Source organism: Vibrio sp. 10N.239.312.C11 (assembly GCF_041466065.1).
Lineage (GTDB): Bacteria > Pseudomonadota > Gammaproteobacteria > Enterobacterales > Vibrionaceae > Vibrio > Vibrio tasmaniensis_A.
In genome coordinates this window covers 14,427-36,923 of record NZ_JBFSRZ010000049.1, presented here as the reverse complement: position 1 = coordinate 36,923, position 22,497 = coordinate 14,427, and the positions used below count along the sequence as shown (strand labels likewise).

Annotated in this window: 20 protein-coding genes and 1 riboswitch; of the genes, 11 read left to right on the top strand and 9 right to left on the bottom strand. The window is 45.7% G+C overall.

Annotated features, from left to right (window positions below):
• The first annotated feature begins 633 nt into the window (after positions 1-633).
• The 8 genes from AB6D07_RS18015 to thiH all read left to right on the top strand — a co-directional run bounded on the left by AB6D07_RS18015 (position 634) and on the right by thiH (position 8,912).
• Positions 634-2,016: a multicopper oxidase family protein gene (locus AB6D07_RS18015; RefSeq protein ID WP_017101246.1), complete on the top strand. Its 1,383-nt coding sequence runs from the start codon at positions 634-636 to the stop codon at positions 2,014-2,016.
• Between the two features lie 100 nt (positions 2,017-2,116).
• On the top strand, positions 2,117-2,500 hold the full coding sequence (gene crcB / locus AB6D07_RS18010; protein ID WP_004736665.1) for a fluoride efflux transporter CrcB: 384 nt from the start codon (positions 2,117-2,119) through the stop codon (positions 2,498-2,500).
• A gap of 62 nt (positions 2,501-2,562) precedes the next feature.
• Positions 2,563-2,661: riboswitch (TPP riboswitch) on the top strand.
• A 129-nt stretch (positions 2,662-2,790) separates the two neighbouring features.
• Positions 2,791-4,740, top strand: a complete 1,950-nt coding sequence (gene thiC, locus AB6D07_RS18005) for a phosphomethylpyrimidine synthase ThiC (protein WP_017103336.1) — start codon at positions 2,791-2,793, stop codon at positions 4,738-4,740.
• Positions 4,740-6,032: a thiamine phosphate synthase gene (locus tag AB6D07_RS18000; RefSeq protein WP_017103335.1), complete on the top strand. Its 1,293-nt coding sequence runs from the start codon at positions 4,740-4,742 to the stop codon at positions 6,030-6,032. Before thiC ends, AB6D07_RS18000 begins: the two co-directional genes overlap by 1 nt.
• The gene (locus AB6D07_RS17995) at positions 6,022-6,804 is read left to right on the top strand and encodes a HesA/MoeB/ThiF family protein (RefSeq protein WP_017103334.1); all 783 of its coding nucleotides are present in this window, start codon (positions 6,022-6,024) and stop codon (positions 6,802-6,804) included. Before AB6D07_RS18000 ends, AB6D07_RS17995 begins: the two co-directional genes overlap by 11 nt.
• Positions 6,801-7,010 carry a sulfur carrier protein ThiS gene (gene thiS / locus AB6D07_RS17990; protein ID WP_017103333.1) on the top strand — a complete coding sequence of 70 codons (210 nt, stop codon included), beginning with the start codon at positions 6,801-6,803 and terminating at the stop codon, positions 7,008-7,010. The genes AB6D07_RS17995 and thiS overlap by 4 nt, the downstream gene beginning before the upstream one ends.
• Before the next feature lie 2 nt (positions 7,011-7,012).
• A complete protein-coding gene (locus AB6D07_RS17985) occupies positions 7,013-7,777 on the top strand; it encodes a thiazole synthase (RefSeq protein WP_016795175.1) in 765 nt (254 codons plus the stop codon).
• Between the two features lie 7 nt (positions 7,778-7,784).
• Positions 7,785-8,912 (top strand): 2-iminoacetate synthase ThiH, encoded by a 1,128-nt coding sequence (gene thiH, locus AB6D07_RS17980; RefSeq protein ID WP_017103332.1) that lies wholly within the window; start codon positions 7,785-7,787, stop codon positions 8,910-8,912.
• A 144-nt stretch (positions 8,913-9,056) separates the two neighbouring features.
• Here the strand turns inward: thiH and AB6D07_RS17975 are convergent, their stop codons facing one another.
• Together AB6D07_RS17975 and AB6D07_RS17970 are read right to left on the bottom strand one after the other, a co-directional pair.
• Positions 9,057-10,847 (bottom strand): aminopeptidase P family protein, encoded by a 1,791-nt coding sequence (locus AB6D07_RS17975; protein ID WP_017103331.1) that lies wholly within the window; start codon positions 10,845-10,847, stop codon positions 9,057-9,059.
• Between the two features lie 122 nt (positions 10,848-10,969).
• Positions 10,970-11,911, bottom strand: a complete 942-nt coding sequence (locus AB6D07_RS17970) for a LysR family transcriptional regulator (RefSeq protein WP_012605070.1) — start codon at positions 11,909-11,911, stop codon at positions 10,970-10,972.
• A 101-nt stretch (positions 11,912-12,012) separates the two neighbouring features.
• On the opposite strand from AB6D07_RS17970, the gene AB6D07_RS17965 reads away from it, so the two are divergent.
• Positions 12,013-13,212 carry a multidrug effflux MFS transporter gene (locus tag AB6D07_RS17965; RefSeq protein ID WP_032500714.1) on the top strand — a complete coding sequence of 400 codons (1,200 nt, stop codon included), beginning with the start codon at positions 12,013-12,015 and terminating at the stop codon, positions 13,210-13,212.
• 102 nt (positions 13,213-13,314) lie between these two features.
• Positions 13,315-13,596 carry a hypothetical protein gene (locus AB6D07_RS17960; protein WP_004736654.1) on the top strand — a complete coding sequence of 94 codons (282 nt, stop codon included), beginning with the start codon at positions 13,315-13,317 and terminating at the stop codon, positions 13,594-13,596.
• Positions 13,597-13,682: 86 nt separating this feature from the next.
• Here AB6D07_RS17960 and AB6D07_RS17955 read toward each other — a convergent pair whose 3' ends face one another.
• The 4 genes from AB6D07_RS17955 to AB6D07_RS17940 form a co-directional block, all read right to left on the bottom strand.
• On the bottom strand, positions 13,683-14,141 hold the full coding sequence (locus AB6D07_RS17955; RefSeq protein WP_004736653.1) for a DoxX family protein: 459 nt from the start codon (positions 14,139-14,141) through the stop codon (positions 13,683-13,685).
• Between the two features lies 1 nt (position 14,142).
• Positions 14,143-14,910: a DNA-binding domain-containing protein gene (locus AB6D07_RS17950; RefSeq protein WP_017103329.1), complete on the bottom strand. Its 768-nt coding sequence runs from the start codon at positions 14,908-14,910 to the stop codon at positions 14,143-14,145.
• Positions 14,907-15,767 (bottom strand): DUF692 domain-containing protein, encoded by an 861-nt coding sequence (locus AB6D07_RS17945; RefSeq protein WP_017103328.1) that lies wholly within the window; start codon positions 15,765-15,767, stop codon positions 14,907-14,909. The genes AB6D07_RS17950 and AB6D07_RS17945 overlap by 4 nt, the downstream gene beginning before the upstream one ends.
• Before the next feature lie 64 nt (positions 15,768-15,831).
• On the bottom strand, positions 15,832-16,092 hold the full coding sequence (locus AB6D07_RS17940; RefSeq protein ID WP_004736650.1) for a DUF2282 domain-containing protein: 261 nt from the start codon (positions 16,090-16,092) through the stop codon (positions 15,832-15,834).
• A gap of 264 nt (positions 16,093-16,356) precedes the next feature.
• On the opposite strand from AB6D07_RS17940, the gene uvrD reads away from it, so the two are divergent.
• A complete protein-coding gene (gene uvrD, locus AB6D07_RS17935) occupies positions 16,357-18,531 on the top strand; it encodes a DNA helicase II (protein WP_017103327.1) in 2,175 nt (724 codons plus the stop codon).
• A 171-nt stretch (positions 18,532-18,702) separates the two neighbouring features.
• On the opposite strand, the gene tpx is transcribed toward uvrD, so the two are convergent.
• The 3 genes from tpx to AB6D07_RS17920 all read right to left on the bottom strand — a co-directional run bounded on the left by tpx (position 18,703) and on the right by AB6D07_RS17920 (position 22,495).
• Positions 18,703-19,200, bottom strand: coding sequence for a thiol peroxidase (gene tpx, locus AB6D07_RS17930; protein WP_017103326.1), 498 nt, complete (start codon positions 19,198-19,200; stop codon positions 18,703-18,705).
• Between the two features lie 783 nt (positions 19,201-19,983).
• Positions 19,984-21,741: a gamma-glutamyltransferase gene (gene ggt, locus AB6D07_RS17925; RefSeq protein ID WP_017103325.1), complete on the bottom strand. Its 1,758-nt coding sequence runs from the start codon at positions 21,739-21,741 to the stop codon at positions 19,984-19,986.
• A 91-nt stretch (positions 21,742-21,832) separates the two neighbouring features.
• Positions 21,833-22,495, bottom strand: a complete 663-nt coding sequence (locus AB6D07_RS17920) for a LysE family translocator (RefSeq protein WP_029222979.1) — start codon at positions 22,493-22,495, stop codon at positions 21,833-21,835.
• Positions 22,496-22,497 lie beyond the last annotated feature (2 nt).

Sequence of the window (22,497 nt, the reverse complement as noted above, 5' to 3'; positions counted from 1 at the left end):
AATCTCTCCACCCCTGCCATATTTAAGGCTCTAGCAGAAATGCTAGAGCCTTTTTACTTTCTGAATCTAATATATGCCATTAGCAGAGCAGCGGATTCCCCGACTTACCAAAACAGCGCGCGTTGGGAGTCTAAATCTCCACTCCTGCCATATTTAAGGCTCTAGACTGCGCGTTCCGGCAGAAATGCTAGAGCCTTTTTGCTTTCTGAATCTAATATACGCGATTAGCAGAGCAGCGGATTCCCCGGCTTATCAAAACAGCGCGTGTTGTAGTCTAAGCCTCTATTCCTACCATATTTAAAGTCTCAGCAGAAATTCTGGAGCCTTATTTATTAGCTTCGACTCATAATGTTTTTACTCAATTTTTCCTATTTGGATCTGTTGATATTCGAACCTTAACGCTTCCGTAATAGTTTGAAGATCGAGTCGAAGAGAGAGGTCTTTTGGCTTTCTATATGTATGATATTTAAGCTGTCATTTCTTGCCTTGGATGATATTTGACCTTAGAAAGGTAAGTGCTCACTTATCCCAGCCTCTTTTATAAACAACCAACAGCACAATCCCCACTTCTTTATGAGAATTGTTCTCAATATTTTGTTACATTTTGGTCGTTATTACTAAAAGGCAACAAATATGGATATTTCCCGTCGTAAGTTTATTCAATCATCTCTCGCTATATCTGCACTAACTGTTTTGCCCGCTTGTTCTATGAAGCAGTCTGTTGATGGGCAAGGTAAGTATGTTTATGACTTAACTGCTGAACCTTCAACAGCTGAGTTAGTCGCGGGATTTGATACTAATGTCTTAGCCTTTAATGGGCAGATCCCAGCTCCGACGATTCGATGTCGACAGGGTGAAAAGGTCACAATTCGTTTTACGAATAAGCTATCAGAGCCGACGACTATCCATTGGCATGGCTTAAGAATCCCTATCGAAATGGACGGTGTTCCCTTCTTAAGTCAGCCACCGATTATGCCAGGTGAAACATTCATTTATGAGTTTACGCCGCCAGATGCTGGCACATTTTGGTATCACCCACATATGAATAGCGTTAAACAACTTGGTATGGGTTTAGTTGGCCTTATTATCGTAGAAGAAAGCACTCCCGTGCAGTTTGACGAAGAACACGCATTGATGCTTAAACATTGGCATATCGACAAGCAGGGTCAATGGAAAGACTTAATGATTCCTCGACTCAGTGCTCGTATGGGCACTCCTGGTGAGTGGAGTAGTGTTAATGGAGTTCATGAACCCGTATATCAGTTGAAGCAGTATGCCGCGACTAGACTGCGTATTGCTAATGTCGATAATACGATCACTTATCCTATTGCTATCGAAGGGGCTGAGGCTTGGGTGATTGCCATCGATGGTAACCCTGTGAAAACGCCTTACAAACTGACTCAACATAAAATTGGTCCAGGGATGCGTGTTGATATCGGACTGATCGCTCCTAAAGCTGGTGAGCGAGTTAACGTTCTCCAAATGAAGGGGCGTTTCCCTTTTTCTTTGTGTGAATTTGAAGTCGTAGATTCAGCATTTTCTCAAGAGCGAGTGTTACCATTATTACCATTGAATCCAGTACCTAACCTAGATCTTGCTAATGCTGAAGAGATCGATTTCGTGTTCGAGTGGGAGGGTGCGGTTTCACCTGTATCTAAAGATGGTAAATCGATGCCTAAATTTTGGCTTACTAATAAACGAGCGTGGGAGGGGATGAGCAAAGACAATATCCCTGAGCCGTTGGCGACTTTAGAGCTAGGTAAGACTTACATATTCGATCTTAAGAACGTCACTCAATATCATCACCCGATTCATATTCATGGTCATACATTCACTGTATTGGAACTTGATGGTAAAAAAATTGAAGAACCTTTCCATACCGATACTGTGTTACTTGGAAAGAATGGTCGAGCTAAAGCTGCATTTGTTGCCGACAACCCAGGACGTTGGATGTATCACTGTCATGTTATAGAACACATGAAAACGGGTTTAATGGGATATATCGAAGTTAAGTGACACCTGTAACGTTTAATATTTGCGCATGCATTCTTAGTTTCTACCCTCGCTTTTATCGGCGTTAAAGCTAGAATATAGGGATTATTGTTTGGGAGGATTCATGGGTCAGTTATCTATTTTAGGTTTTATTGCCATTGGTGGCGCATTTGGTGCTTGTTCGCGCTATTTGATTTCAGAGTTATGTGTGGTGATGCTAGGGCGTGGTTTTCCTTATGGTACGCTAACTGTTAACGTGATTGGCTCTTTAATTATGGGCTTACTCATCGCAGCGTTTGAGAATGAGATGGTTGCGACAGAACCATGGAGACAAATTATCGGTCTTGGTTTCCTTGGAGCACTGACTACATTTTCTACATTTTCGATGGATAACGTGCTTCTTATGCAGCAGGGTGCTTTCTTTAAGATGGGACTCAATGTGTTACTCAACGTGGTTCTCAGCATCTCAGCAGCATGGATCGGCTTCCAACTTTTGATAAAGTCTTAAAACTTTCTTACGATTTGTTAACAACTCGGCTTGGTTTATCCAAGCCGTTTTTATATACTCGATCGAACTTGTCGGAGTGCCATATGGCTGAGACCGTTAACTCGGGATCCGTTGAACCTGATCAGGCTAATACCTGCGAAGGGAACAAGAGTAGATATCTAACTAGAATCCCTCTAGAGATCTATCTCCAGATCACAACTGTATTTCTTACCGTGATCCCTCTTGTAGCATCTAATCCGTCAAGCATTTTTATCCCTATAAATAATGGCTAAAAGCCAAGGAAAAATGCTATGTCGAGTCGTAAACAAGCAAGACTGGAAGCGAAGAATTTCATCGATTCTTTATCCGTACAACCTTATCCAAATTCAAAAAAAGCTTATATCCAAGGATCTCGAGAAGATATTCAAGTCCCTGTACGAGAAATATCACTCGCTGATAGCCTTGTCGGTGGTAGCAAAAAAGAGCCTGTATTCGAACCTAATGTACCCATTCAAGTTTACGATACCTCAGGTGTTTATACTGACCCGACACATCAAATAGACCTGTATAGTGGCCTTCCTAAGTTGCGTGAGCAATGGATTGATGAGCGTGGTGATACGGAACTGTTAGACGATGTAAGCTCTGTTTACACTAAAGAACGTTTAGAAGATGAAACTCTAGACGACCTTCGTTACGGCAACCTACCTAGAATTCGTCGCGCGACTGGCGATCAATGTGTTACTCAGCTGCACTATGCTCGTCAGGGGATTATCACTCCTGAGATGGAGTACATTGCTATACGTGAGAACATGGGACGTCAGAAGTTTGCTGATGAGCAGCTTAACCACCAACATCCTGGCCATAACTTTGGCGCAAACCTGCCGAAAGAAATTACTCCTGAGTTCGTGCGTAAAGAGGTTGCTGAAGGTCGAGCTATTATCCCTTCAAACATCAACCACCCAGAATCAGAACCGATGATTATTGGCCGTAACTTCTTAGTGAAGGTGAACGCTAATATCGGCAACTCTTCAGTAAGCTCTTCGATTGAAGAAGAAGTTGAGAAGTTAGTATGGTCGACCCGTTGGGGTGGCGATACCGTAATGGACCTTTCCACAGGGCGTAATATTCACGAGACTCGTGAGTGGATCCTGCGTAATAGCCCAGTACCAATCGGTACGGTTCCTATGTATCAAGCCCTTGAAAAAGTGAATGGCGTTGCGGAAGATCTTAACTGGGAAGTGATGCGCGATACTTTGATTGAACAAGCCGAGCAGGGTGTTGATTACTTCACTATCCACGCTGGTTTGTTGCTTCGCTACGTTCCTATGACGGCTAAACGTGTGACCGGCATTGTTTCTCGTGGTGGTTCTATTATCGCGAAATGGTGTCTTGCTCATCACCAAGAAAGTTTCCTCTATACTCACTTCCGCGAGATCTGTGAGATCTGTGCGAAGTACGATGTTGCTCTGTCATTAGGTGACGGTTTACGCCCGGGCTCAATTGCAGATGCCAATGATGAGGCCCAATTCTCGGAGTTACGTACTCTAGGTGAGTTGACTAAAGTGGCTTGGGAATACGACGTTCAGGTGATCATTGAAGGCCCTGGACATGTGCCAATGCACCTAATCAAAGAGAATATGGACGAGCAGTTAGAACACTGCCATGAAGCGCCTTTTTATACTTTAGGCCCATTGACGACAGATATTGCCCCTGGTTACGACCATATTACCTCTGGTATTGGGGCGGCCATGATTGGTTGGTACGGCTGTGCGATGCTCTGTTATGTCACACCTAAAGAGCATTTAGGTCTACCAAATAAAGAAGATGTGAAGACCGGCCTGATTACATACAAGCTTGCTGCACACGCTGCTGACCTTGCGAAAGGGCACCCAGGCGCACAAATCCGAGATAATGCATTATCTAAAGCACGTTTTGAATTCCGTTGGGAAGACCAATTTAATCTAGCTTTAGACCCTGAAACAGCACGTTCTTTCCATGATGAAACTCTGCCACAAGAATCCGGTAAGGTTGCTCACTTCTGCTCAATGTGTGGACCAAAATTCTGCTCGATGAAGATCTCTCAGGAAGTCCGAGAATATGCGAAAGACACCGAACAAGTAGCCGCGGATCAGGCTATCGAGATTAAGATGCTAGATAACCCGTTGGAAGGGATGCGTCAGAAATCACAAGAGTTCCGTGATACTGGCTCTGAACTTTACCATCCTGCAGTAGGTGCAAAAGAAGCTCAATTAGAGGAATAATGACAGTGAAGATACTCATCCCATCTCAAAATATTGAGTTAACGGGAGAGGTGCAGAACTGTCTATTGGTTGCTAAGCGACAAGGCTTGGCAACCGATGCAGTTGAGTTGGGTGTAAGCCCAACTCAATACTTCTCTATCGTTGACACTCAGCAGGCGTTATCTATTGGCTTTGCTCATGATGTTGATTCATTGGCGGAGTGTCAGCTAGCGAAACTGAACCACGTTGTTGATTACAGTAGTTCAGTCGCGCTAACTGACGTTTGTGATGCCTTTATACAAACTCCGAATACCATTTATATCGGTGTCTCAGATGGTTCAGCTGTACTGGATATATGGTCAAGCCGGGATGCTAATCGTGCTATCAAGAGTGACACTACAGCTCGTCAGGAGTTAGATAGTCGTGGTCACTTCGCTTGGTTACTTTCTTTGTTGGCGCTGGAATTCCCATTAGAAGATGCACTGGTTCTAGCTCGCGCATCGTCCAATGTTTCACGTGGAACATGGCCAGCACATTACCAAAACTTTCCAATTCCAGCTATTGAAGATCAACGATTGGATATAAGCGTTGGTTGGGCTAATCAAGGGACAGTGCTTTCTTTTCCTGAGCTGAGTAAGAATAGTCTAGGTTTATACCCTGTGGTTGATGATGTTGAGTGGATCGAAAGGTTGCTCAAGCTTGGAATCAACACTGTTCAACTACGTATTAAAAACCCGCAGCAAGAGGACTTAGAACAACAAGTTGCGCGATCAATCGAGCTTGGTCGAGAGCATAACGCTCAGGTTTTTATCAATGATTATTGGCAGCTTGCACTCAAGCATGACGCGTTTGGTGTTCATTTGGGGCAAGAGGATATTGAAGAATCAAACCTCTCACAGTTGAGCCAAGCAGGTATTAAGATCGGTCTCTCGACTCATGGCTATTACGAGTTGCTGCGCATTGTTCAAATTAACCCAAGCTATATTGCGCTGGGGCACATCTTCCCAACAACAACTAAACAGATGCCATCGAAGCCTCAAGGTTTAGTTCGCTTATCTCTGTATCAACATCTGATTGATACTATCCCATACACAGAACAACTCACCGGTTATCCGACGGTTGCTATTGGCGGCATTGACCAATCGACAGCTGCGCAGGTTTGGGAATGTGGGGTGTCGAGTTTAGCGGTGGTACGTGCGATTACATTGGCGGAAGACCCACAAAAAGTGATCGAATTTTTCGAAAAATTGATGACGCCTAAACCTCCGACTGCCAAAGAAGAGGTTATGCAGGAGCCTAGCTATGCTGAGTGACTTTGAATTTATTCGTTATCAACGACAAATTGCGTTACCTGAAGTCGGTGAGCAAGGGCAACGAAATCTATTAAACAGCCATGTGTTAGTGATTGGTTGTGGTGGCTTAGGCAATGCTGCCGCTCTTTACCTTGCGGCTTCGGGTGTCGGAAAGATCGTGCTGGTCGATGATGATTGTGTCGATTCATCGAACCTGCAACGACAGGTCGCGTTCAGGGAAGATCAGTTAGGTTCGCCTAAGGTTGAAGCGTTGAAGCAACAACTGAGTGAACTCAATGGTCGCAGCCAAGTAAGAACCATCAATCAACGAATGAGTGAAAGGCAGCTTGAGCTTGAAGTGATGCTAGCTGACTTAGTGTTGGATTGTACTGACAACTTCGAGTCACGCCAGCAGGTTAACCAAGCATGTTTCAGCACGAAGACCCCTTTGATTTCTGGTTCTGCAATTGGCTGGAAAGGCCAGTTTATTGTATTTGATTATCACAATCAGAAAGGGTGCTATCACTGCTTGTTCCCGTTCAGACATCATCCACAAACGACTCGTTGTAGCGATAGCGGCATCATAGGCCCAGTTGTTGGCACCATAGGTAACCTTCAAGCTTTGGCTGCTATTCAACGTCTAACTCGTGGTGAGTTTCAGGTCGCAACACACCAACTCAAACTGTTCGATGGCCAGACGATGAATTGGCAAAACCTTATGGTCACTCAAGATAGTGAATGTCCTGTGTGCAGTGCGTCTGTAGTTAAGCATTTAGAAGAAGAAATCCAATGAGCCATATAACGATCTCGATAAACGAACAATCAGAACAAGTAGCACACTCGTCGTCTCTAGCGGACATTATCCAAGCTCTATCATTACCTGATCTAGGTTGTGTATTTGCAATCAATAATGCGGTTGTCCCGCGTAGTCAGTGGCAACAAACGGTCGTTAATGAAGGCGACGCTATTTCTCTTTTCCAAGCCATTGCAGGAGGCTAACCATGCTAACTATCGCAGATAAAACGTTTCAATCTCGACTTTTCACTGGAACTGGTAAGTTCGCCAATAAGCACTTGATGGCGAGTGCTATCGAAGCGTCAGGTTCTCAACTGGCGACGATGGCACTAAAGAGAGTCGATATTCGTTCTGAGCAAGATGATATTTTACAGCCCATCATTGATGCTGGCGTGAACTTGCTACCAAATACCTCTGGGGCTAAGAACGCGAAGGATGCAATTTTCGCAGCACACTTGGCTCGTGAAGCGCTAGGCACAAATTGGCTCAAACTGGAAATTCACCCAGATCCAAAGTACTTGATGCCGGACCCAATTGAAACGCTTAAAGCCGCAGAGCAACTGGTTAAAGATGGCTTTGTTGTGTTGCCTTATTGCCATGCCGACCCAGTTTTGTGTAAGCGCTTGGAAGAGGTGGGTTGTGCGGCAGTTATGCCGTTGGGTGCGCCGATTGGTTCAAATAAGGGTATTGCGTCTGCAGACTTCTTAGAGATCATTATCGACCAAGCGAATGTCCCTGTGATTGTTGATGCGGGCATTGGCGCGCCATCACATGCTGCACGTGCAATGGAAATGGGCGCGGACGCTGTTCTAGTGAATACGGCTATAGCTGCGTCTCAACAGCCTGTTGATATGGCGATTGCTTTTAAGTTGGCGGTTGAAGCGGGTCGAATGGCTTACCTTGCTGGACTTGCAGGAAAAGTGTCTCACGCGGTTGCTTCGAGCCCGCTAACTTCATTCCTAGACGAGTAGTATTGTTATGACGTTTGTTGATCGATTTAAACAGCTAAACTGGGATGACATTGGTATGTCTATCTTCAGTAAAACGGCGGCGGATGTTGAACGTGCTCTGAGTAAACCCAAACGCGACTTAGAAGACTTTAAGGCTCTGACCTCTCCGGCGGCAGAACCTTACTTAGAGCAGATGGCACAACAATCGTTAGCACTAACTCGCAAGCGGTTTGGCAATACGATGTCGCTTTATATTCCCTTATACCTATCTAACCTGTGCGCTAACGCGTGCACGTATTGTGGTTTCTCAATGGAGAACCGTATCAAACGTCGCACACTTACTTTGGATGAAATTGATGCCGAAAGTGCGGCTATCAAAAAGATGAAGTTCGATAGCGTTTTGTTAGTCACCGGTGAACATGAAACTAAGGTCGGGATGAATTACTTTCGGCAGGTGTTGCCGAATATCAAAAAGCAATTCAACTACCTAGCGATGGAAGTGCAGCCGCTTGATCAACATGATTACGCAGAGCTTAAAACTCTCGGCCTAGATGCTGTTATGGTTTACCAAGAGACTTATCAGCCAAGAACTTACGCTGAGCATCATCTACGTGGCAATAAAATGGATTTTGAATACCGTCTTGAAACCCCAGATCGCTTGGCAAAAGCGGGGATCGATAAGATAGGTATTGGTGCCTTGATTGGTTTGGAAGATTGGCGAACCGACTGCTTTTTTGTTGCTGCTCACTTAGATTACTTAGAGCGTACTTATTGGCAAACACGTTACTCAATTTCATTCCCACGTCTTCGTCCGTGTGAGGGTGGAGACTCTGGTGGTGGATTACAGCCTAAATCAATCATGAACGATAAACAGCTGGTTCAGCTTATCTGCGCATATCGACTCTTGAATCCTGAGGTCGAGCTATCCCTTTCTACTCGCGAATCGGCAACCTTCCGCGACAATGTGTTGCCATTGGGAATCACGAGTATGTCGGCGGCTTCTAAGACCCAGCCTGGTGGTTATGCTTCCGGTGAGGAAGAACTCGAGCAGTTTGAGATTAGCGATGAGAGAAGTGCAGCTGATGTTGAGTCGATGATCCGACAGCGTGGTTTCGACCCAGTGTGGCGTGATTGGCATAGCGCTTACTCAGGCTAACTAGCATCTTGGTTGATGTTCCACGTGAAACATCGATGTAATGATACAGGCAAATAAAAACGGCTACCTTTGGGTAGCCGTTTTGCTATTTAACTTATTAACCTAGCAAGCTCGTTTTGGTTCAGCTAACAGCTTAGCGAAGTATTATCCGTGAGCTAATGGCGTCGTTGATTGGCGTAGCCATTCCAGCGTATCACCTTCAACTAATGGGCTAACGTCGTTCCATACTTTCTGATGGTAGTCGTTCAGCCACGCCAGTTCAGGTCGTGTTAGCAAATCAACATTGATGTTTCGCTTATCGATAGGGCAACGTGTTAGCGACTCAAAGGTTAGTACTGAAAAATCACCTTGAGTTGGCAGTTCAACCACGAGCTCTAGGTTTTCGATTCGAATACCAAACTCATCAGCACGGTAGTAACCCGGTTCGTTTGATAACACCATGCCTTCAACAAGAGGTACGTCGATTAGCTTCTTAGAGATACTTTGTGGGCCTTCATGAACACTTAGGAAGTGACCAACACCGTGACCAGTACCATGATCGTAATCGAAGCCTTCCGCCCATAAGTGCTGACGCGCTAGGATATCCAGTTGGAAACCACGAGTGCCTTGTGGGAAGCGAGCTCGTGCGATGCCGATGTGACCTTTAAGCGCTAACGTGAACTGCTGAATCATTTCGTCGCTTGGTTGGCCAATCGCGATAGTACGAGTGATGTCGGTTGTACCATCTAAGTACTGACCGCCTGAGTCGACTAGGTACAGAGTATTCAGTTCTAGCTGACCTGGTTCAGGCTGGTTCTCATGGTTGTAGTGACACATTGCAGCGTTGCCGCCTGCCGCTGAAATGGTGTCAAAACTTAGATCCATCAGCGTCGGGTCTTGCTCGCGGAATGATTGTACTTTGTCTGCTAGTACAGCTTCGTTGTGCAGGTTACCTTGCGCGACTTCTGCATCAATCCAAGACAGGAATTTCGCCATCGCCACGCCATCTCGAATGTGACACGCTTTCATACCTGCAATCTCAGTTGCGTTTTTAGCAGCTTTTGGCATTAGGCATGGGTCTGCTGCTTCAATGATGTGAGCGCCAGCGTTTTGTAGAACAAGCGTGTACCAAGCATTGCTCGTGCCTGAATCGACAGATACATTGTTACCTTCTAGAGACTGAAGGCGTGCTTCAAGCTCTGATGGGTGAGAAACTCGAATACCATTACCAACGTGTGCTTCAAAGCCTGCTGGGATGCGTGCTGGGTCTAGGAAGAAATCGACGCTTTCATCGGCGTGGATGATCGCGTTGGATAACACAACAGGTAGGCGAGATACGTCCAAGCCACGAATGTTAAGCAACCAACAGATTGAGTCTAGCTCGGTAAGGATAGCGGCGTCCGCACCTTTTGCTTTTAGTAAACCAGCAATCTCCGCACGTTTGCTTTCACTTGATTGGCCAACTGCGTCTGTTGCCATTAGGCGAACATCAGACACTACAGGTTCAGGGCGATCAGACCAAAGTTCATCAATTGGATTAAAAGAGAGTGTCGTTAACTCAACTTTCTCTGCTAGTTTTACTTGTGCACCTTTCAACCAAGCGGCGGTGTGCATGCGTGGGTCGAATGCAACCTTGCTGCCTTGTGGCAATGAATTGATGATCCAATCTAAAGCCGGTTCTTCAATAAGGTGGCGATACTCAAATAACTCTGCTGGTACTTGCTTACGAACCTGAACGGTGTAGCGACCATCAACAAAAATAGCAGCAGTTTCACGAGTGATAACAGCGGCACCTGCAGAGCCAGTGAAACCTGTTAACCAGTGAAGTCGCTCGTTATGAGCGGGAACGTATTCACCTAGATATTCGTCTTCATGTGGAATGATAACGGCATCTAGGTTGCTTGTTTCAAGCCAAGCTCGAACCGCAGCAACGCGTTCAGCAGTGATATTGTGCATCTGTTTTTATCCTTATTGTTAGGGTCCTTGTTAACACTCACAGTCGATATACATGCGAGGGGACTTATTAGGTCAATAAGCTAGCGCTTTTGTTCGTTTGCTGCAAACGCTGTACGCCATTTTTATCTAAGGTGCAGAGTTTTTTCTTTGATGATATCTCGCAACCAAGTTAAGGCTGGGTCATTTTCTCTGTCACGGTGCCAAAACAGAGTGTATGCCATCGGTGGGAATTCCATTGGTAAAGGGACAACCACTAAGTCGAGTTGCTTGGCGACGAGGTAAGTAAAGTGGCTTGGTGCGGTAAACACAAAGTCGGTGTAGGTACATAGGCTTGCAGCGCTATTGAAGTCTGGAACAGAAATCGCGATATCTCGCTGATGACCAAGATCAGCCAGTTTGTAGTCAAGCAGCCAGCGGTCGTTACCATCACACCTTACTTGTACATGACGCTGCGCAAGGTAGGTTTCCAGATCCCATTTACCACTCAGAGCAGGGTGGTTGCGTCTTAGCACACACATCTGTGCGTCGCGGTAGATCTCTTGTTCGCAAATGTCGTCTGGCGGCAGCATAGTTAAACGCGCATCGTTGATGTCGATGTCTTTGCCAGTGAGTCCGATATCTAGTTCACCAAGCTGTAGCTTCTTAAAGGTTTGTTCTGTCCACGCGTGGGTGTTGATATTGACCTTAGGTGCTTGTCGAAATATCGCCGGTAAGAAATGAGGAAGAATCAGTGGGTACACACTCTCAACCGCAGCAATGTGAAAGCTATGATCACTGTTGTTGGGAATGAATGTCTCAGGCTGAGTGAGAACATCAAGTTGGTTGATCAGCGTTTCTAATCGAGGTTTGAGAAAGACTGCTTTCGGTGTTGGTCGTAGGCCATGAGCACTTCGCGTAAAAAGGGGATCATTAAATTGCTCACGAAGTTTGGCTAGCGACTTACTCACCGCTGATTGGCTCAAGCATAATCGGTGCGCAGTGCGAGTGACACTCAGCTCTTCCATCAGCACCTGTAAGCAAACCAATAGATTGAGGTCGAGGCGTGATAGTTTCTCGATATTCATGTGAGTTTCCTATTTGGAATAATGCTAATGAGTATATGCCATTTTTGTTCATATCTTTAGTTGGTTATTATGCACCTAAATTAACTCATTCGGAGAATCTTGTGCCTTCTAACGTGCTTCCAACCCCTAGTAAACTGCAGGTTGCTTTATTGGCAATGCTGGTTCTATTTAGCCCTCTGGCTATAGATATTTATCTTCCAGCTCTGCCACAAATTTCAACAGCGTTTCACGTGGAACACGCGCTAGCACAAGATACGATTACTTGGTTTTTATTCGCCATGGGTGTCGGGCAATTATTTGCAGGCCCTTTGGCTGATAAGCTAGGACGTCGAACCGTTGCATTGGGAGGTGTTAGTATCTATGCATTGAGTGCTTGCTTGGCGTGGGCAGCTCAATCGATTGATATGATGCTAATAGCTCGGCTGCTACAAGGCTTAGGAGCTTGTGCGACTTCTGTAGCAGCCTTTGCGACGGTTCGCGATCTATTTGGCCCTGAGAAGAGCGGCCGTATGATCAGTTACCTCAATGGTGCCATTTGCTTTATTCCTGCATTAGCACCGATTCTTGGTGCTTGGTTAACTCAACAGTTTGGCTGGCGCTCGAACTTCAGCTTCATGGCTGTGTTCGCTGTCGTGGTTGGCACCATTTTGTTTTTCCAAATGAAAGAGTCTAATCCTGCGACAGAAAAGGTCGCGGTGTTCAAACTTGAGCGTTACTGGTCGGTATTGAAAACACCATCATTCATCTTCCATGCGACATTGTGCTTGATGGCAATGGCAGTAATCCTTGCTTACGTTACCTCTGCACCTGTTGTGTTGATGGAAAACCTAGGTTTGACGATGAACGAATTTACCTTCTGGTTTGGTATCAACGCGGTTATCAACATCACGGCGGCATTCACGGCACCGAAGTTCATGGACCGCTTTGGTACTTACAAAGCATTGGTTGTCGGTATTTCAACGCTTGGCTTAGCGGGTGTGGTTATGTTGGTGCTTGCTGAGCATGCTAGCGCGATCGCATTCATGCTGCCGATTTTCCTATCTTCAGTTGGCTTCGCTTGGATTCTTGGTGCCGCAGCCGGTAAGGCACTTGAACCTTTTGGTGACCGTGCGGGTACCGCAGCTGCGTTGCTTGGCTTGTTCCAAATGAGCGGTTCTGGACTGCTTGTTGGTACGATGCAACGTCTTGATTTAACGTCTCAAGTGATGATTGCTCTGCAAATGTTCCTTATTGTTCCTGCATTGTTAGTGCTTGCGAGCAAAGCGGGTAAGTCGTGGCACACGACGTTTGCTAAGGCATAAGTCTCAAGGGTGACAAAATATACAAATGGCGGTTTGCGAAACGTTAAAACATGGTATATTTGTCACTCATTGAAACGTTAGTCCCCAACGGAAAATACTGTAATGTCATTAACAACCTACGAAATGGCGCGCATCTTAGAACAAATGGAAGATGCACCTGAAAAGGTCATGTTTGGTAAATTGCTTAAAGAGCTAGGAAACCAAAGTGAAGAGCGTATTCGCAGTGCGGCAAAACAAGTTCCAATTGATACTTTGCGAGATATCATTTACCAATTTCAACGCGTGGTTGAATCTCGTAAAGGTGAACAAGTTCAGCTACTAGCAAAAGAGCTAGCCGAGCAAGGTATCTCTGCTGAAGAGCTACAAGCTTTTCTAAACAAGTAGTTTATTCCAGATAAAAAGAAACCACTCAATTGAGTGGTTTTTTGCGTTTTGGACCTATGTAAATTTAGAGACCATGGAAAAGAGGTTTAGTTTTTGAACTGCGCTTTTAAAATTCTATCCAATGAAAATGGTCCAGCTCCCCATACCACGACGATAAGAATCATTAATCCCCAAAGCTGATGATCATAGAAGCCTTGTGCCCACAATACAGGGTATGACACGACGGCCATGATATTGAAAACGAACAGCACTGCAGCCATTGGTCGGGTTAACAAACCAAGCGCTAAGAATACCGGCAGAATCAATTCAGCTGCGGTACCCATGTAAGCGGCCAATTCCCAAGGCAAAAGAGGCACTTGGTATTCCAATTCAAACAAGTAAAGGGTGCTATCCCAAGTGGCTATTTTGGTGAGTCCTGAATTAAAGAAGACCCACGCCACCCATAGGCGACAAAACAGAAGTAGTACGGGAACAAAAAGTGCCTGTGATTTCTCAATCAAACTGTCGTATTGAGCCATCATGTTCGTGACTGTGTTGTTATCCATATTATGTCTCCAATTCGGCATTGATTGAAAAGCCTGAGATGACGTTCAGTGTCATGACAGTATTCAGATGTTGTAGTAGTAAAGGGTCTATCGCTGAGAGCGTTTGACCCGATTGCAATTCGGTTAATAGTTGGTGGCTTTCTTGCGTCAAACGATGGCTCTCAATCTGTGAATTTTCCGCTCGGATTAACACCCCAAATTCAGGTTGGTTGATGTCTAACCCATCGAGTTGTTGCTGATAGATAGCCTGCTCAAGCGCGATAATCGTATAGCTAGAATTAATTAGCGTTATTGAATCTTTGAGATGAAAGACTAAAGCGCCTTGTTGTTCTTGCGGTACATCAGCTAAACGAGAAAGAGGACGTTGGTCGACATGTGATTCTGAAACGCATCTCACCAAGCTATCTTTTTGCCATTCATACAAAGCCACTTCACCGAGATAAGGTGCAGCCTCGATAACAGCAGAAAAGGCTTGGATAGTTTGTTCAAAGTGTTCACCGTAACCACTGACATCACCAGAGGTTGATGGATAACTTAAGACATGTTGACGAGCCATTTGTTGGAAGCACTCTTCGCCAACCAGCATTTCAGTGAGTGGGTAGGTTGCTGCCAGTACTTCGCTCAAGCTAATCACAAAGTTGTTGCGGTAAATCTGGATGCGTTGCTCATCAGTAAAATGGTCGCTCACTATGTCGCAGTGCTCACCATTGTTTTGATAGCGTAGGGCGTTAGCAAACTCCGATTGCACATTAGCTAAAGAGTGGCTCATGATGCGCGACTCCTTTGGTTGAACTTGTCGTGTTGATACAAAATATCACTGGCTTTGGCCGCTTCAGCCAATAAAATTTGTGGCTCTGGGATATCTAAATCCCACTCTATCAAGGTATGGCGCAAACCATGTTGTGAAATCCAGTCAATGTAGAGTTGCCATACTTCGTCACAGACAGGCTTGCTGTGGGTGTCTATCCAGATCTCACCTTGTTCGAGTTTCTTTTTGGTAAAACCTGCCAAGTGAATCTCTTCCACTTTGTCTGCAGGAATTCCGCTTAAGTACTTTTCACAGCTGAAACCATGATTAAAAGATGAGACAAAAATATTATTGAAATCGAGTAAGAGGCGACATTCGGTGCGCTTCTGTACCTCGGCCAAAAATTCCCACTCTGGGATGGTTGAATGCTTGAAGGCAAGGTAACTCGATGGGTTCTCAATCAGCATAGGGCGTTGCAGGCTGTCTTGAACCTCGATGACATTGCGACAGAAGACTTCTAACGCCTCTTCGGTATAAGGCAGCGGTAATAAGTCATTGAAGTAATGACCGCCGGTCTGACTCCAACTGAGGTGGTCAGAAACCAAGAACGGCTCGATATCATCAATGAGATCTTTTAACTGCAGTAAGTGATTTGGGTTGATGCGCTCAACAGAACCTAGAGACAACCCAACACCGTGACAACTTATGTTGTGGGCGTGACGAATTTCTCTCAGTTGTTGACGTTGCGGTGATTGAGTTAAAAAGTAGTTCTCGCTGTGCACCTCTAACCAACTCACTAAAGCTGGGTTTTGGCTAAAGAAGTCCAAGTGCGGTGTTCTAAGGCCAACCCCTGCGTTGGGATGAAGAGTTTGAGTCACAACGATTCTCCTAATGGAAAGTGGAGGTGAGCTGAGTGTCAGCTCACCATACTAAGCAGCTCAATTATGATGATTGAGTGTTACCACCTGATAATTTGCCACACAGCCCTTTAGGTACGACTACGAATGCATCGGATTGGTTGTCTTCTTTTGCTGTACCCGCACATGAACTTGTTTTGGTTGCACAATCATTTTGGCCAGCTTTTGCCACACCGTAGCATTTTTCTTTTGCTGCTGCTTCCGCAGGTGCTGATGTAAGAACTGCACCGCCGAACGCTAGTACACTTGTGATTGCAGCTGTAACAGCAAGATTAGAATTTTTCATAGTCATTCCCTCTAGGACTTAATAGTATTTTTATATCGCAGGTTAATGAATTGTTAACTTGCTTACTAAAAAGGATAGGAAGAACCAGGAAATAATTTCACGGCATTATAAGAAATATCAATATTAATGATGAGTTATATTTTAAGTAACTGATTTTATGATGTTAATTTTTGATTATTTTTTCTTCTTATTATCCTAAACGCAGCCTAGTGTTTAGGTTATAATCAGCTTTTATGTATAAATACCCAGTAGTGAGCATATCCAATGATAGATCCTTCGCTTTTACTCGATGGCCTAAACGATAAACAACGTGAGGCGGTCGCAGCACCTTTAGAAAACCTACTTATTCTGGCAGGTGCTGGCAGTGGTAAAACGCGAGTGTTGGTGCATCGCATCGCTTGGCTGCAAAGCGTAGAGCAAGCATCGCCGTTCTCTATCATGTCGGTTACCTTCACCAACAAAGCGGCAGCAGAGATGCGTGGTCGTATTGAAGAGTTGATGATGGGTAGCTCGTCGGGTATGTGGAACGGTACTTTCCACGGTATTTGTCACCGCATCCTTCGTGCTCACTACCTCGATGCAAAACTGCCAGAAGATTTCCAGATCATTGATTCAGATGATCAGATTCGTTTGCTACGTCGTTTAATCAAGGCGCAAAACCTTGATGAAAAGCAGTGGCCTGCTAAGCAAGCTTCTTGGTGGATCAATGGCAAGAAAGACGAGGGATTACGCCCAAATCACATCGACGCCTACCATGATCCAATAACTCAAACGTGGTTAAAAATTTACTCTGCTTACCAAGAAGCATGTGATCGTGCTGGCTTGGTCGACTTTGCGGAAATCTTGTTGAGATCGCATGAACTATTGCGCGATAAGAAACACATCCGAGAGCACTACCAAGCACGCTTTAAGCATATCCTTGTCGACGAATTCCAAGATACCAACAACATCCAATACGCTTGGCTTCGCATGATGGCTGGCCCAGATTGTCGCGTGATGATCGTAGGTGATGATGACCAATCTATCTATGGTTGGCGTGGTGCGAAGATCGAAAATATTCAGAAGTTCTTGGATGAATTCCCAGGTGCTTCGACGGTTCGACTTGAACAAAACTACCGTTCAACCAAAACCATTCTGCAGGCGTCGAACGAGCTTATCTCCAACAACACCGAACGTATGGGTAAAGAGCTGTGGACCGATGGTAACGATGGCGAGCCAATCTCTGTGTACTCGGCTTACAACGAGCTAGATGAAGCGCGTTTCACGGTTAGCAAAATCAAAGAGTGGCAGGAGAAAGGCGGCGCGCTAGAAGATACCGCAATGCTTTATCGTAATAACGCCCAATCGCGTGTTCTTGAAGAAGCTTTGATTCAAGGTGGCCTACCTTACCGAATCTACGGCGGCATGCGATTCTTCGAGCGTCAAGAAATCAGAGACGCCTTGAGCTACATGCGCTTAATGAGCAACCGCAGTAATGATGCCGCGTTTGAACGTGTGGTTAATACGCCAACGCGTGGCTTGGGCGATAAAACGTTAGAAACGATTCGTCTTGCTGCTCGTGATCGTGGTGCAACCATGTGGGAAGCGAGTGTTGCTTTGATCGAAGAGCAAGTGCTACCCGGTCGTGCTGCGGGTGCATTAAGTCGCTTTATTGAGCTGATTAATGCGCTTGAAGATGACACGTTAGAACTTAGCCTGCATGAGCAAACTGACCACGTGATTAAATCGTCGGGTCTGTTTGCGATGTACGAGCAAGAGAAGGGTGAGAAGTCGAAGGCGCGTATTGAGAACTTGGAAGAATTGGTAACGGCAACGCGTCAATTTGAAAAGCCAGAAGAAGCGGATGAGATGAGCATGCTTACTGCTTTCTTGACTCATGCAGCGTTAGAGGCGGGTGAAGGTCAAGCTGATGAGTTTGATGACGCAGTTCAGCTCATGACTCTGCACAGTGCCAAAGGCCTAGAATTCCCAATGGTATTCATGGTGGGTGTCGAAGAAGGCATGTTCCCAAGTCAGATGTCTGCAGAAGAAGCAGGGCGCTTAGAAGAAGAGCGTCGCCTGTGTTACGTAGGCATGACGCGTGCGATGGAGAAGCTTTACATCACTTACGCTGAGATGCGTCGTTTGTACGGTCAGGATAAGTACCACAAACCATCACGCTTTATTCGTGAACTACCAGAGACCTGTCTGGATGAAGTGCGTATGAAGGCGCAAGTGAGCCGTCCTGCAAGCAGCGGTCGCTTTAGTCAAACTGCCGTGAAAGAGAATTTCAACGAAACAGGCTTTAGCTTGGGCTCGCGCGTTAAGCACCCTAAGTTTGGTGAAGGTACCATCATCAACTTCGAGGGAAGTGGCCCGCAGAGCCGAGTTCAAGTCGCGTTTAATGGTGAAGGCATCAAGTGGTTAGTAACGGCTTACGCTCGTTTAGAACAGCTGTAATCCGTTACTTCAGTATCTAGAAAGCCGTTTGGTTTTTAAAAACCGTTCAGCATTCAAAAGTAATCCGCATTAAAAACAGAAAGAGCAGCCAATGGCTGCTCTTTTTTATTGCTCGGAACCAGTCTAAATAGGTTGAATCGAGCTTAAGGCATTTCTGCCTAGGAAGAAGATTTACAGTGCTGCAAGTGCCGCTTCGTAGTTTGGTTCTTCTGTGATCTCTGCAACCAACTCGCTGTGTGTTACCACACCTTTTTCATCAACAACCACAACGGCACGTGTAGTTAGGCCTGATAGTGGACCTTCAGCAATCGCTACGCCGTAGTCTGATGCGAACGCAGGAGTACGGAAAGTTGAAGCGTGCTGAACGCCTTCAATGCCTTCAAGTTCGCAGAAGCGACCCGCAGCAAACGGTAGGTCAGCAGAAATACAAACCACAACCGTGTTTTCAAGCTCAGCCGCTTTTGCGTTGAACGTACGTACGCTCGTTGCACAAGTTGCTGTGTCGATGCTTGGGAAGATGTTTAGAACCACTTTCTTGCCTTCAAGAGAAGCAAGAGTCAGTTCAGAAAGATCGCCTGCAGTAAGTGCAAAGCTTGGTGCTTGTTCGCCAGTTTGTGGGAATGAGCCTGTTAGCGGTACAGCAGCGCCTTTGAAGGTAACGTGTGACATGAATTGTCCTTAGTTTAATTATGGTTATGAAACTAGTTGAGCCTAGTAAGACTTACGTTACTCTGAAGTGGTTAAGAAGTGAATGCTTTAAATGTCAGATTTGTAATCAAAGGTCTTTGATTTACTTGCTTGAGAGAGGGATAAGTGAAGCGGCAGACAAAGAAAAACCCCGAGAGCTTGCGCTCATCGGGGTCTATAGTCTTACTCGCAGCAATCCGGCTACTAAGTGTGCTCCATGCATCAAATCCATGATAGTGTGCTGTTATCCTTCAGCGTATTCCTTTCGTCGCCTTCCTAGCGGTGTCCTTGATCTTATCCTGATCTGCCAACAATCCTCGTTAGCGCGCGTCACTTGTTCCTTGAGCGGTGTCCTTTACATCATCCTGATGTTCAGTCCTTTCCTCGTCCAGAGGTGTCCATTGTCTTTCCTTAGTAGCAACCATCCTAGTTACTATTGCGTCCATTCAATGTCCATTTCGCTATCCATGCCGATTATTCATCCTGAGTAATCGAATCTTCATCCTGAAGATAACCAAGTCCTTGGCGTTTCCTGTTCCGTGTCAGCATCCTTCCGACACCATTCATATTACCGATTCCTTATTTATCAGCAATGGTGCATAAACGAATTTCTATATAATTATTTGAATGATAAATATACGTATCGTTTTATTTCAATTGGTTATGGTATCTAGGTGACTAATCTCGTCATCAAATATCGATATTTACTCACTGCCTTGTGAGAGGTCTCGCACAAGGCAGCGAGTAAAAAGGGAGGATTATTCCCTACTGACCAATGGCTGCACCTTCACGACGAGGGTCTGCAGCGCCTTCTAAACCGTCTTTTGTGATGCGAATCGCGTGTAAACCAGAGTTAAGATCGCGAACGTTGACTTCAAATCCCATCTTTTCTAGCTCAGGTTTGAAGTTTTCCGCTGATGTTCCTTTTTCCAAATCTAAGGTACCGAAACGGTTTAGGAAGTGTGGTTGGTTGATCGCTTGCTGAATATCCATGTCCCATTGGGTATGCGCAATGATCGCTTGTGCTACATAACCTATGATACGGCTGCCTCCCGGAGAGCCAATTGCCATGTAAGGTTTATCGTCTTGCATGATGATGGTCGGTGCCATTGAAGAGCGCGGACGCTTACCCGGTTCAAGTCGGTTGGCGATAGGCTTACCATCGTTATGGGTCTTGAATGAGAAATCCGTCAGTTCGTTGTTGAGCAGGAAGCCTCTTACCATCAAGCGTGAGCCAAAGGCATTCTCAATAGTGGTGGTCATCGACACGACATTGCCATCGCTATCGACAATATTGAAGTGGCTGGTGGACGGCAATTCAATAGAAACATCTTGGCTTCGCAGCATTGCGTGATCCCACGGTGGTGTGCCTGAAGGTGCGCTTGCCAATGCCTTACCTGCGGTAATTAACTGAGCACGTTCCTGCAAGTAGTCAGTATTCACTAACCCTTGGGTAGGCATCGGTACGTAATCTTGATCCGCCATGTACATACCACGGTCTGCAAAGGCTAGGCGAGAAGCGTCTGCTAACACCTGCCAAGACTTCGCATCGTTTGGTCCCCATGATTTAAGATCAAACTGCTCGGTCATCGCTAAGATCTGCCCAACCGTTAATGCACCTGAACTTGGTGGACCCATTCCGCACACTTGGTAGCTTTCATAAGCAGAACAAACCGGCTCGCGCTGCTTAATCGAATAAGCGTCGAAGTCTTTCTGTGCTAATACGCCCGGGTTACCTTTCGCGGTTTGCACGGTATTGATAATGTCGGCAGAGATCTCACCTTGGTAAAAGGCCTTAGCACCGTTCTTAGAAATAGCGTTTAACGTTGCCGCGTACTCTGGGTTCTTAAGTTGCGTGCCAGCTGTTTTCGGGCTGCCATCGGCATTGAAGAAGTAGGTTTTGGTAGTGGCAAAGCGGCTTAGTCGCTCTTGGTCATTCTCAATCAAGGTAGCTAAACGTGGGCTGATGGTAAAACCTTTTTCAGCCAGTTGAGCGATGGGCTTAATCAGTGATGCCCACTCTAATTTTCCGTATTTCTGGTGAGTGTCCCACAGCAATTGCACCGTGCCTGGCGTGCCAACAGAACGACCGCCAACCACGGCATCATAGAATTTAAGCGGTTGTCCGTTTTCGTCTTGGAATAGACGTGGTGTGGCATCAAGCGGCGCGGTTTCACGGCCATCGTAGGTTTTGAGTTGCTTGTCCTTGCCATCAAAATAAACAAGAAACGCGCCGCCACCAATACCTGAAGACTGAGGTTCTACTAAGCCAAGCATAAGTTGCACAGCAACCATGGCGTCTATCGCGTTACCACCACGAGCAAGTACATCAGCACCGGCTTGTGTGGCAAGAGGGTTGGCCGCGGTGACCATCCAATCGTTGGCTTTAATGAGCTGTTTGGTTTCTAAACCACTACTTTGTTCGGGTGCGACGGAATCGGCAGCTTGATTTGCCCAACTGACGTGAGAGGCAAAAAGTAGGGTAGAAGTGGCGAGGGTTGTTAGTTTTGTTTTCCACTGCATGATCTTCTCCTTTTAATATGCAGAGCTAGATTGGCAGTGGAAAGATGAGATAGCCAGAGTGTTGTTAACGAATTGTAATCTTGATTCGAATTTAAGCGATTAAACCGGACAGCGACTGCCAAAGAATACTCACGCCAATAAGGCTGAATAACACGCCACACAAGCCATCGATGTAAACGGTCGCTTCGCTGAGTTTCTTCTGCAGTGTTTTGGTTGAAAGCATCCACGCCAGCAGTGAGAACCAAAACAGTGAGAGGCCAAATAGGATGATCAGGGCAAAGCCTTTGCCTGACAGCGACATATCCGCAGGGACTAAGCTCGACATTAAACTAATAAAGAACACCAAAGCCTTTGGGTTGAGAATGTTGGTCATAAACCCTTTAGAAAATGCATCTCGCTTGTTGGTCAGAATCAGATCTTTAGAATTAACGGTATCGGCGTCATCGTCGTGGTTCTGAATGATTTGCCAGGTTGCTTTAAGTGCACCGTAGCCTAAGTACAGTAAGTAGCTACCGCCGGCCAATTGGATAATGGCAAATAGTGTGGGTTGCTGGTGGACTAGGTAACTGATTCCCGTCAGGCTCAGCAAAGAGTGCAGCAAGATCCCGCAAGATAAGCCAAGCGCAATGTATAAGCCTGTCTGGCGTCCGTGACGCGTCGCATTTTGCACGACTAACGCAAAATCAGGGCCGGGGCTCATCAAAGCGATAAAGTGGATAGAGGCTAGGGTGATCAGTATGGTGACTTCGTTCATCA

What these genes read in the sequence shown, in the direction of transcription:
- thiS (WP_017103333.1), top strand. Translation starts at nt 6,801, where the DNA reads ATGAGCCATATAACGATCTCGATAAACGAACAATCAGAACAAGTAGCA.
- AB6D07_RS17995 (WP_017103334.1), top strand. Translation starts at nt 6,022, where the DNA reads ATGCTGAGTGACTTTGAATTTATTCGTTATCAACGACAAATTGCGTTA.
- AB6D07_RS17940 (WP_004736650.1), bottom strand. Translation starts at nt 16,092, where the DNA reads ATGAAAAATTCTAATCTTGCTGTTACAGCTGCAATCACAAGTGTACTA.
- thiH (WP_017103332.1), top strand. Translation starts at nt 7,785, where the DNA reads ATGACGTTTGTTGATCGATTTAAACAGCTAAACTGGGATGACATTGGT.
- AB6D07_RS17985 (WP_016795175.1), top strand. Translation starts at nt 7,013, where the DNA reads ATGCTAACTATCGCAGATAAAACGTTTCAATCTCGACTTTTCACTGGA.
- AB6D07_RS18015 (WP_017101246.1), top strand. Translation starts at nt 634, where the DNA reads ATGGATATTTCCCGTCGTAAGTTTATTCAATCATCTCTCGCTATATCT.
- crcB (WP_004736665.1), top strand. Translation starts at nt 2,117, where the DNA reads ATGGGTCAGTTATCTATTTTAGGTTTTATTGCCATTGGTGGCGCATTT.
- AB6D07_RS17955 (WP_004736653.1), bottom strand. Translation starts at nt 14,141, where the DNA reads ATGGATAACAACACAGTCACGAACATGATGGCTCAATACGACAGTTTG.
- AB6D07_RS18000 (WP_017103335.1), top strand. Translation starts at nt 4,740, where the DNA reads ATGACAGTGAAGATACTCATCCCATCTCAAAATATTGAGTTAACGGGA.
- AB6D07_RS17970 (WP_012605070.1), bottom strand. Translation starts at nt 11,911, where the DNA reads ATGAATATCGAGAAACTATCACGCCTCGACCTCAATCTATTGGTTTGC.
- AB6D07_RS17920 (WP_029222979.1), bottom strand. Translation starts at nt 22,495, where the DNA reads ATGAACGAAGTCACCATACTGATCACCCTAGCCTCTATCCACTTTATC.
- AB6D07_RS17960 (WP_004736654.1), top strand. Translation starts at nt 13,315, where the DNA reads ATGTCATTAACAACCTACGAAATGGCGCGCATCTTAGAACAAATGGAA.
- ggt (WP_017103325.1), bottom strand. Translation starts at nt 21,741, where the DNA reads ATGCAGTGGAAAACAAAACTAACAACCCTCGCCACTTCTACCCTACTT.
- thiC (WP_017103336.1), top strand. Translation starts at nt 2,791, where the DNA reads ATGTCGAGTCGTAAACAAGCAAGACTGGAAGCGAAGAATTTCATCGAT.
- AB6D07_RS17975 (WP_017103331.1), bottom strand. Translation starts at nt 10,847, where the DNA reads ATGCACAATATCACTGCTGAACGCGTTGCTGCGGTTCGAGCTTGGCTT.
- uvrD (WP_017103327.1), top strand. Translation starts at nt 16,357, where the DNA reads ATGATAGATCCTTCGCTTTTACTCGATGGCCTAAACGATAAACAACGT.
- AB6D07_RS17950 (WP_017103329.1), bottom strand. Translation starts at nt 14,910, where the DNA reads ATGAGCCACTCTTTAGCTAATGTGCAATCGGAGTTTGCTAACGCCCTA.
- tpx (WP_017103326.1), bottom strand. Translation starts at nt 19,200, where the DNA reads ATGTCACACGTTACCTTCAAAGGCGCTGCTGTACCGCTAACAGGCTCA.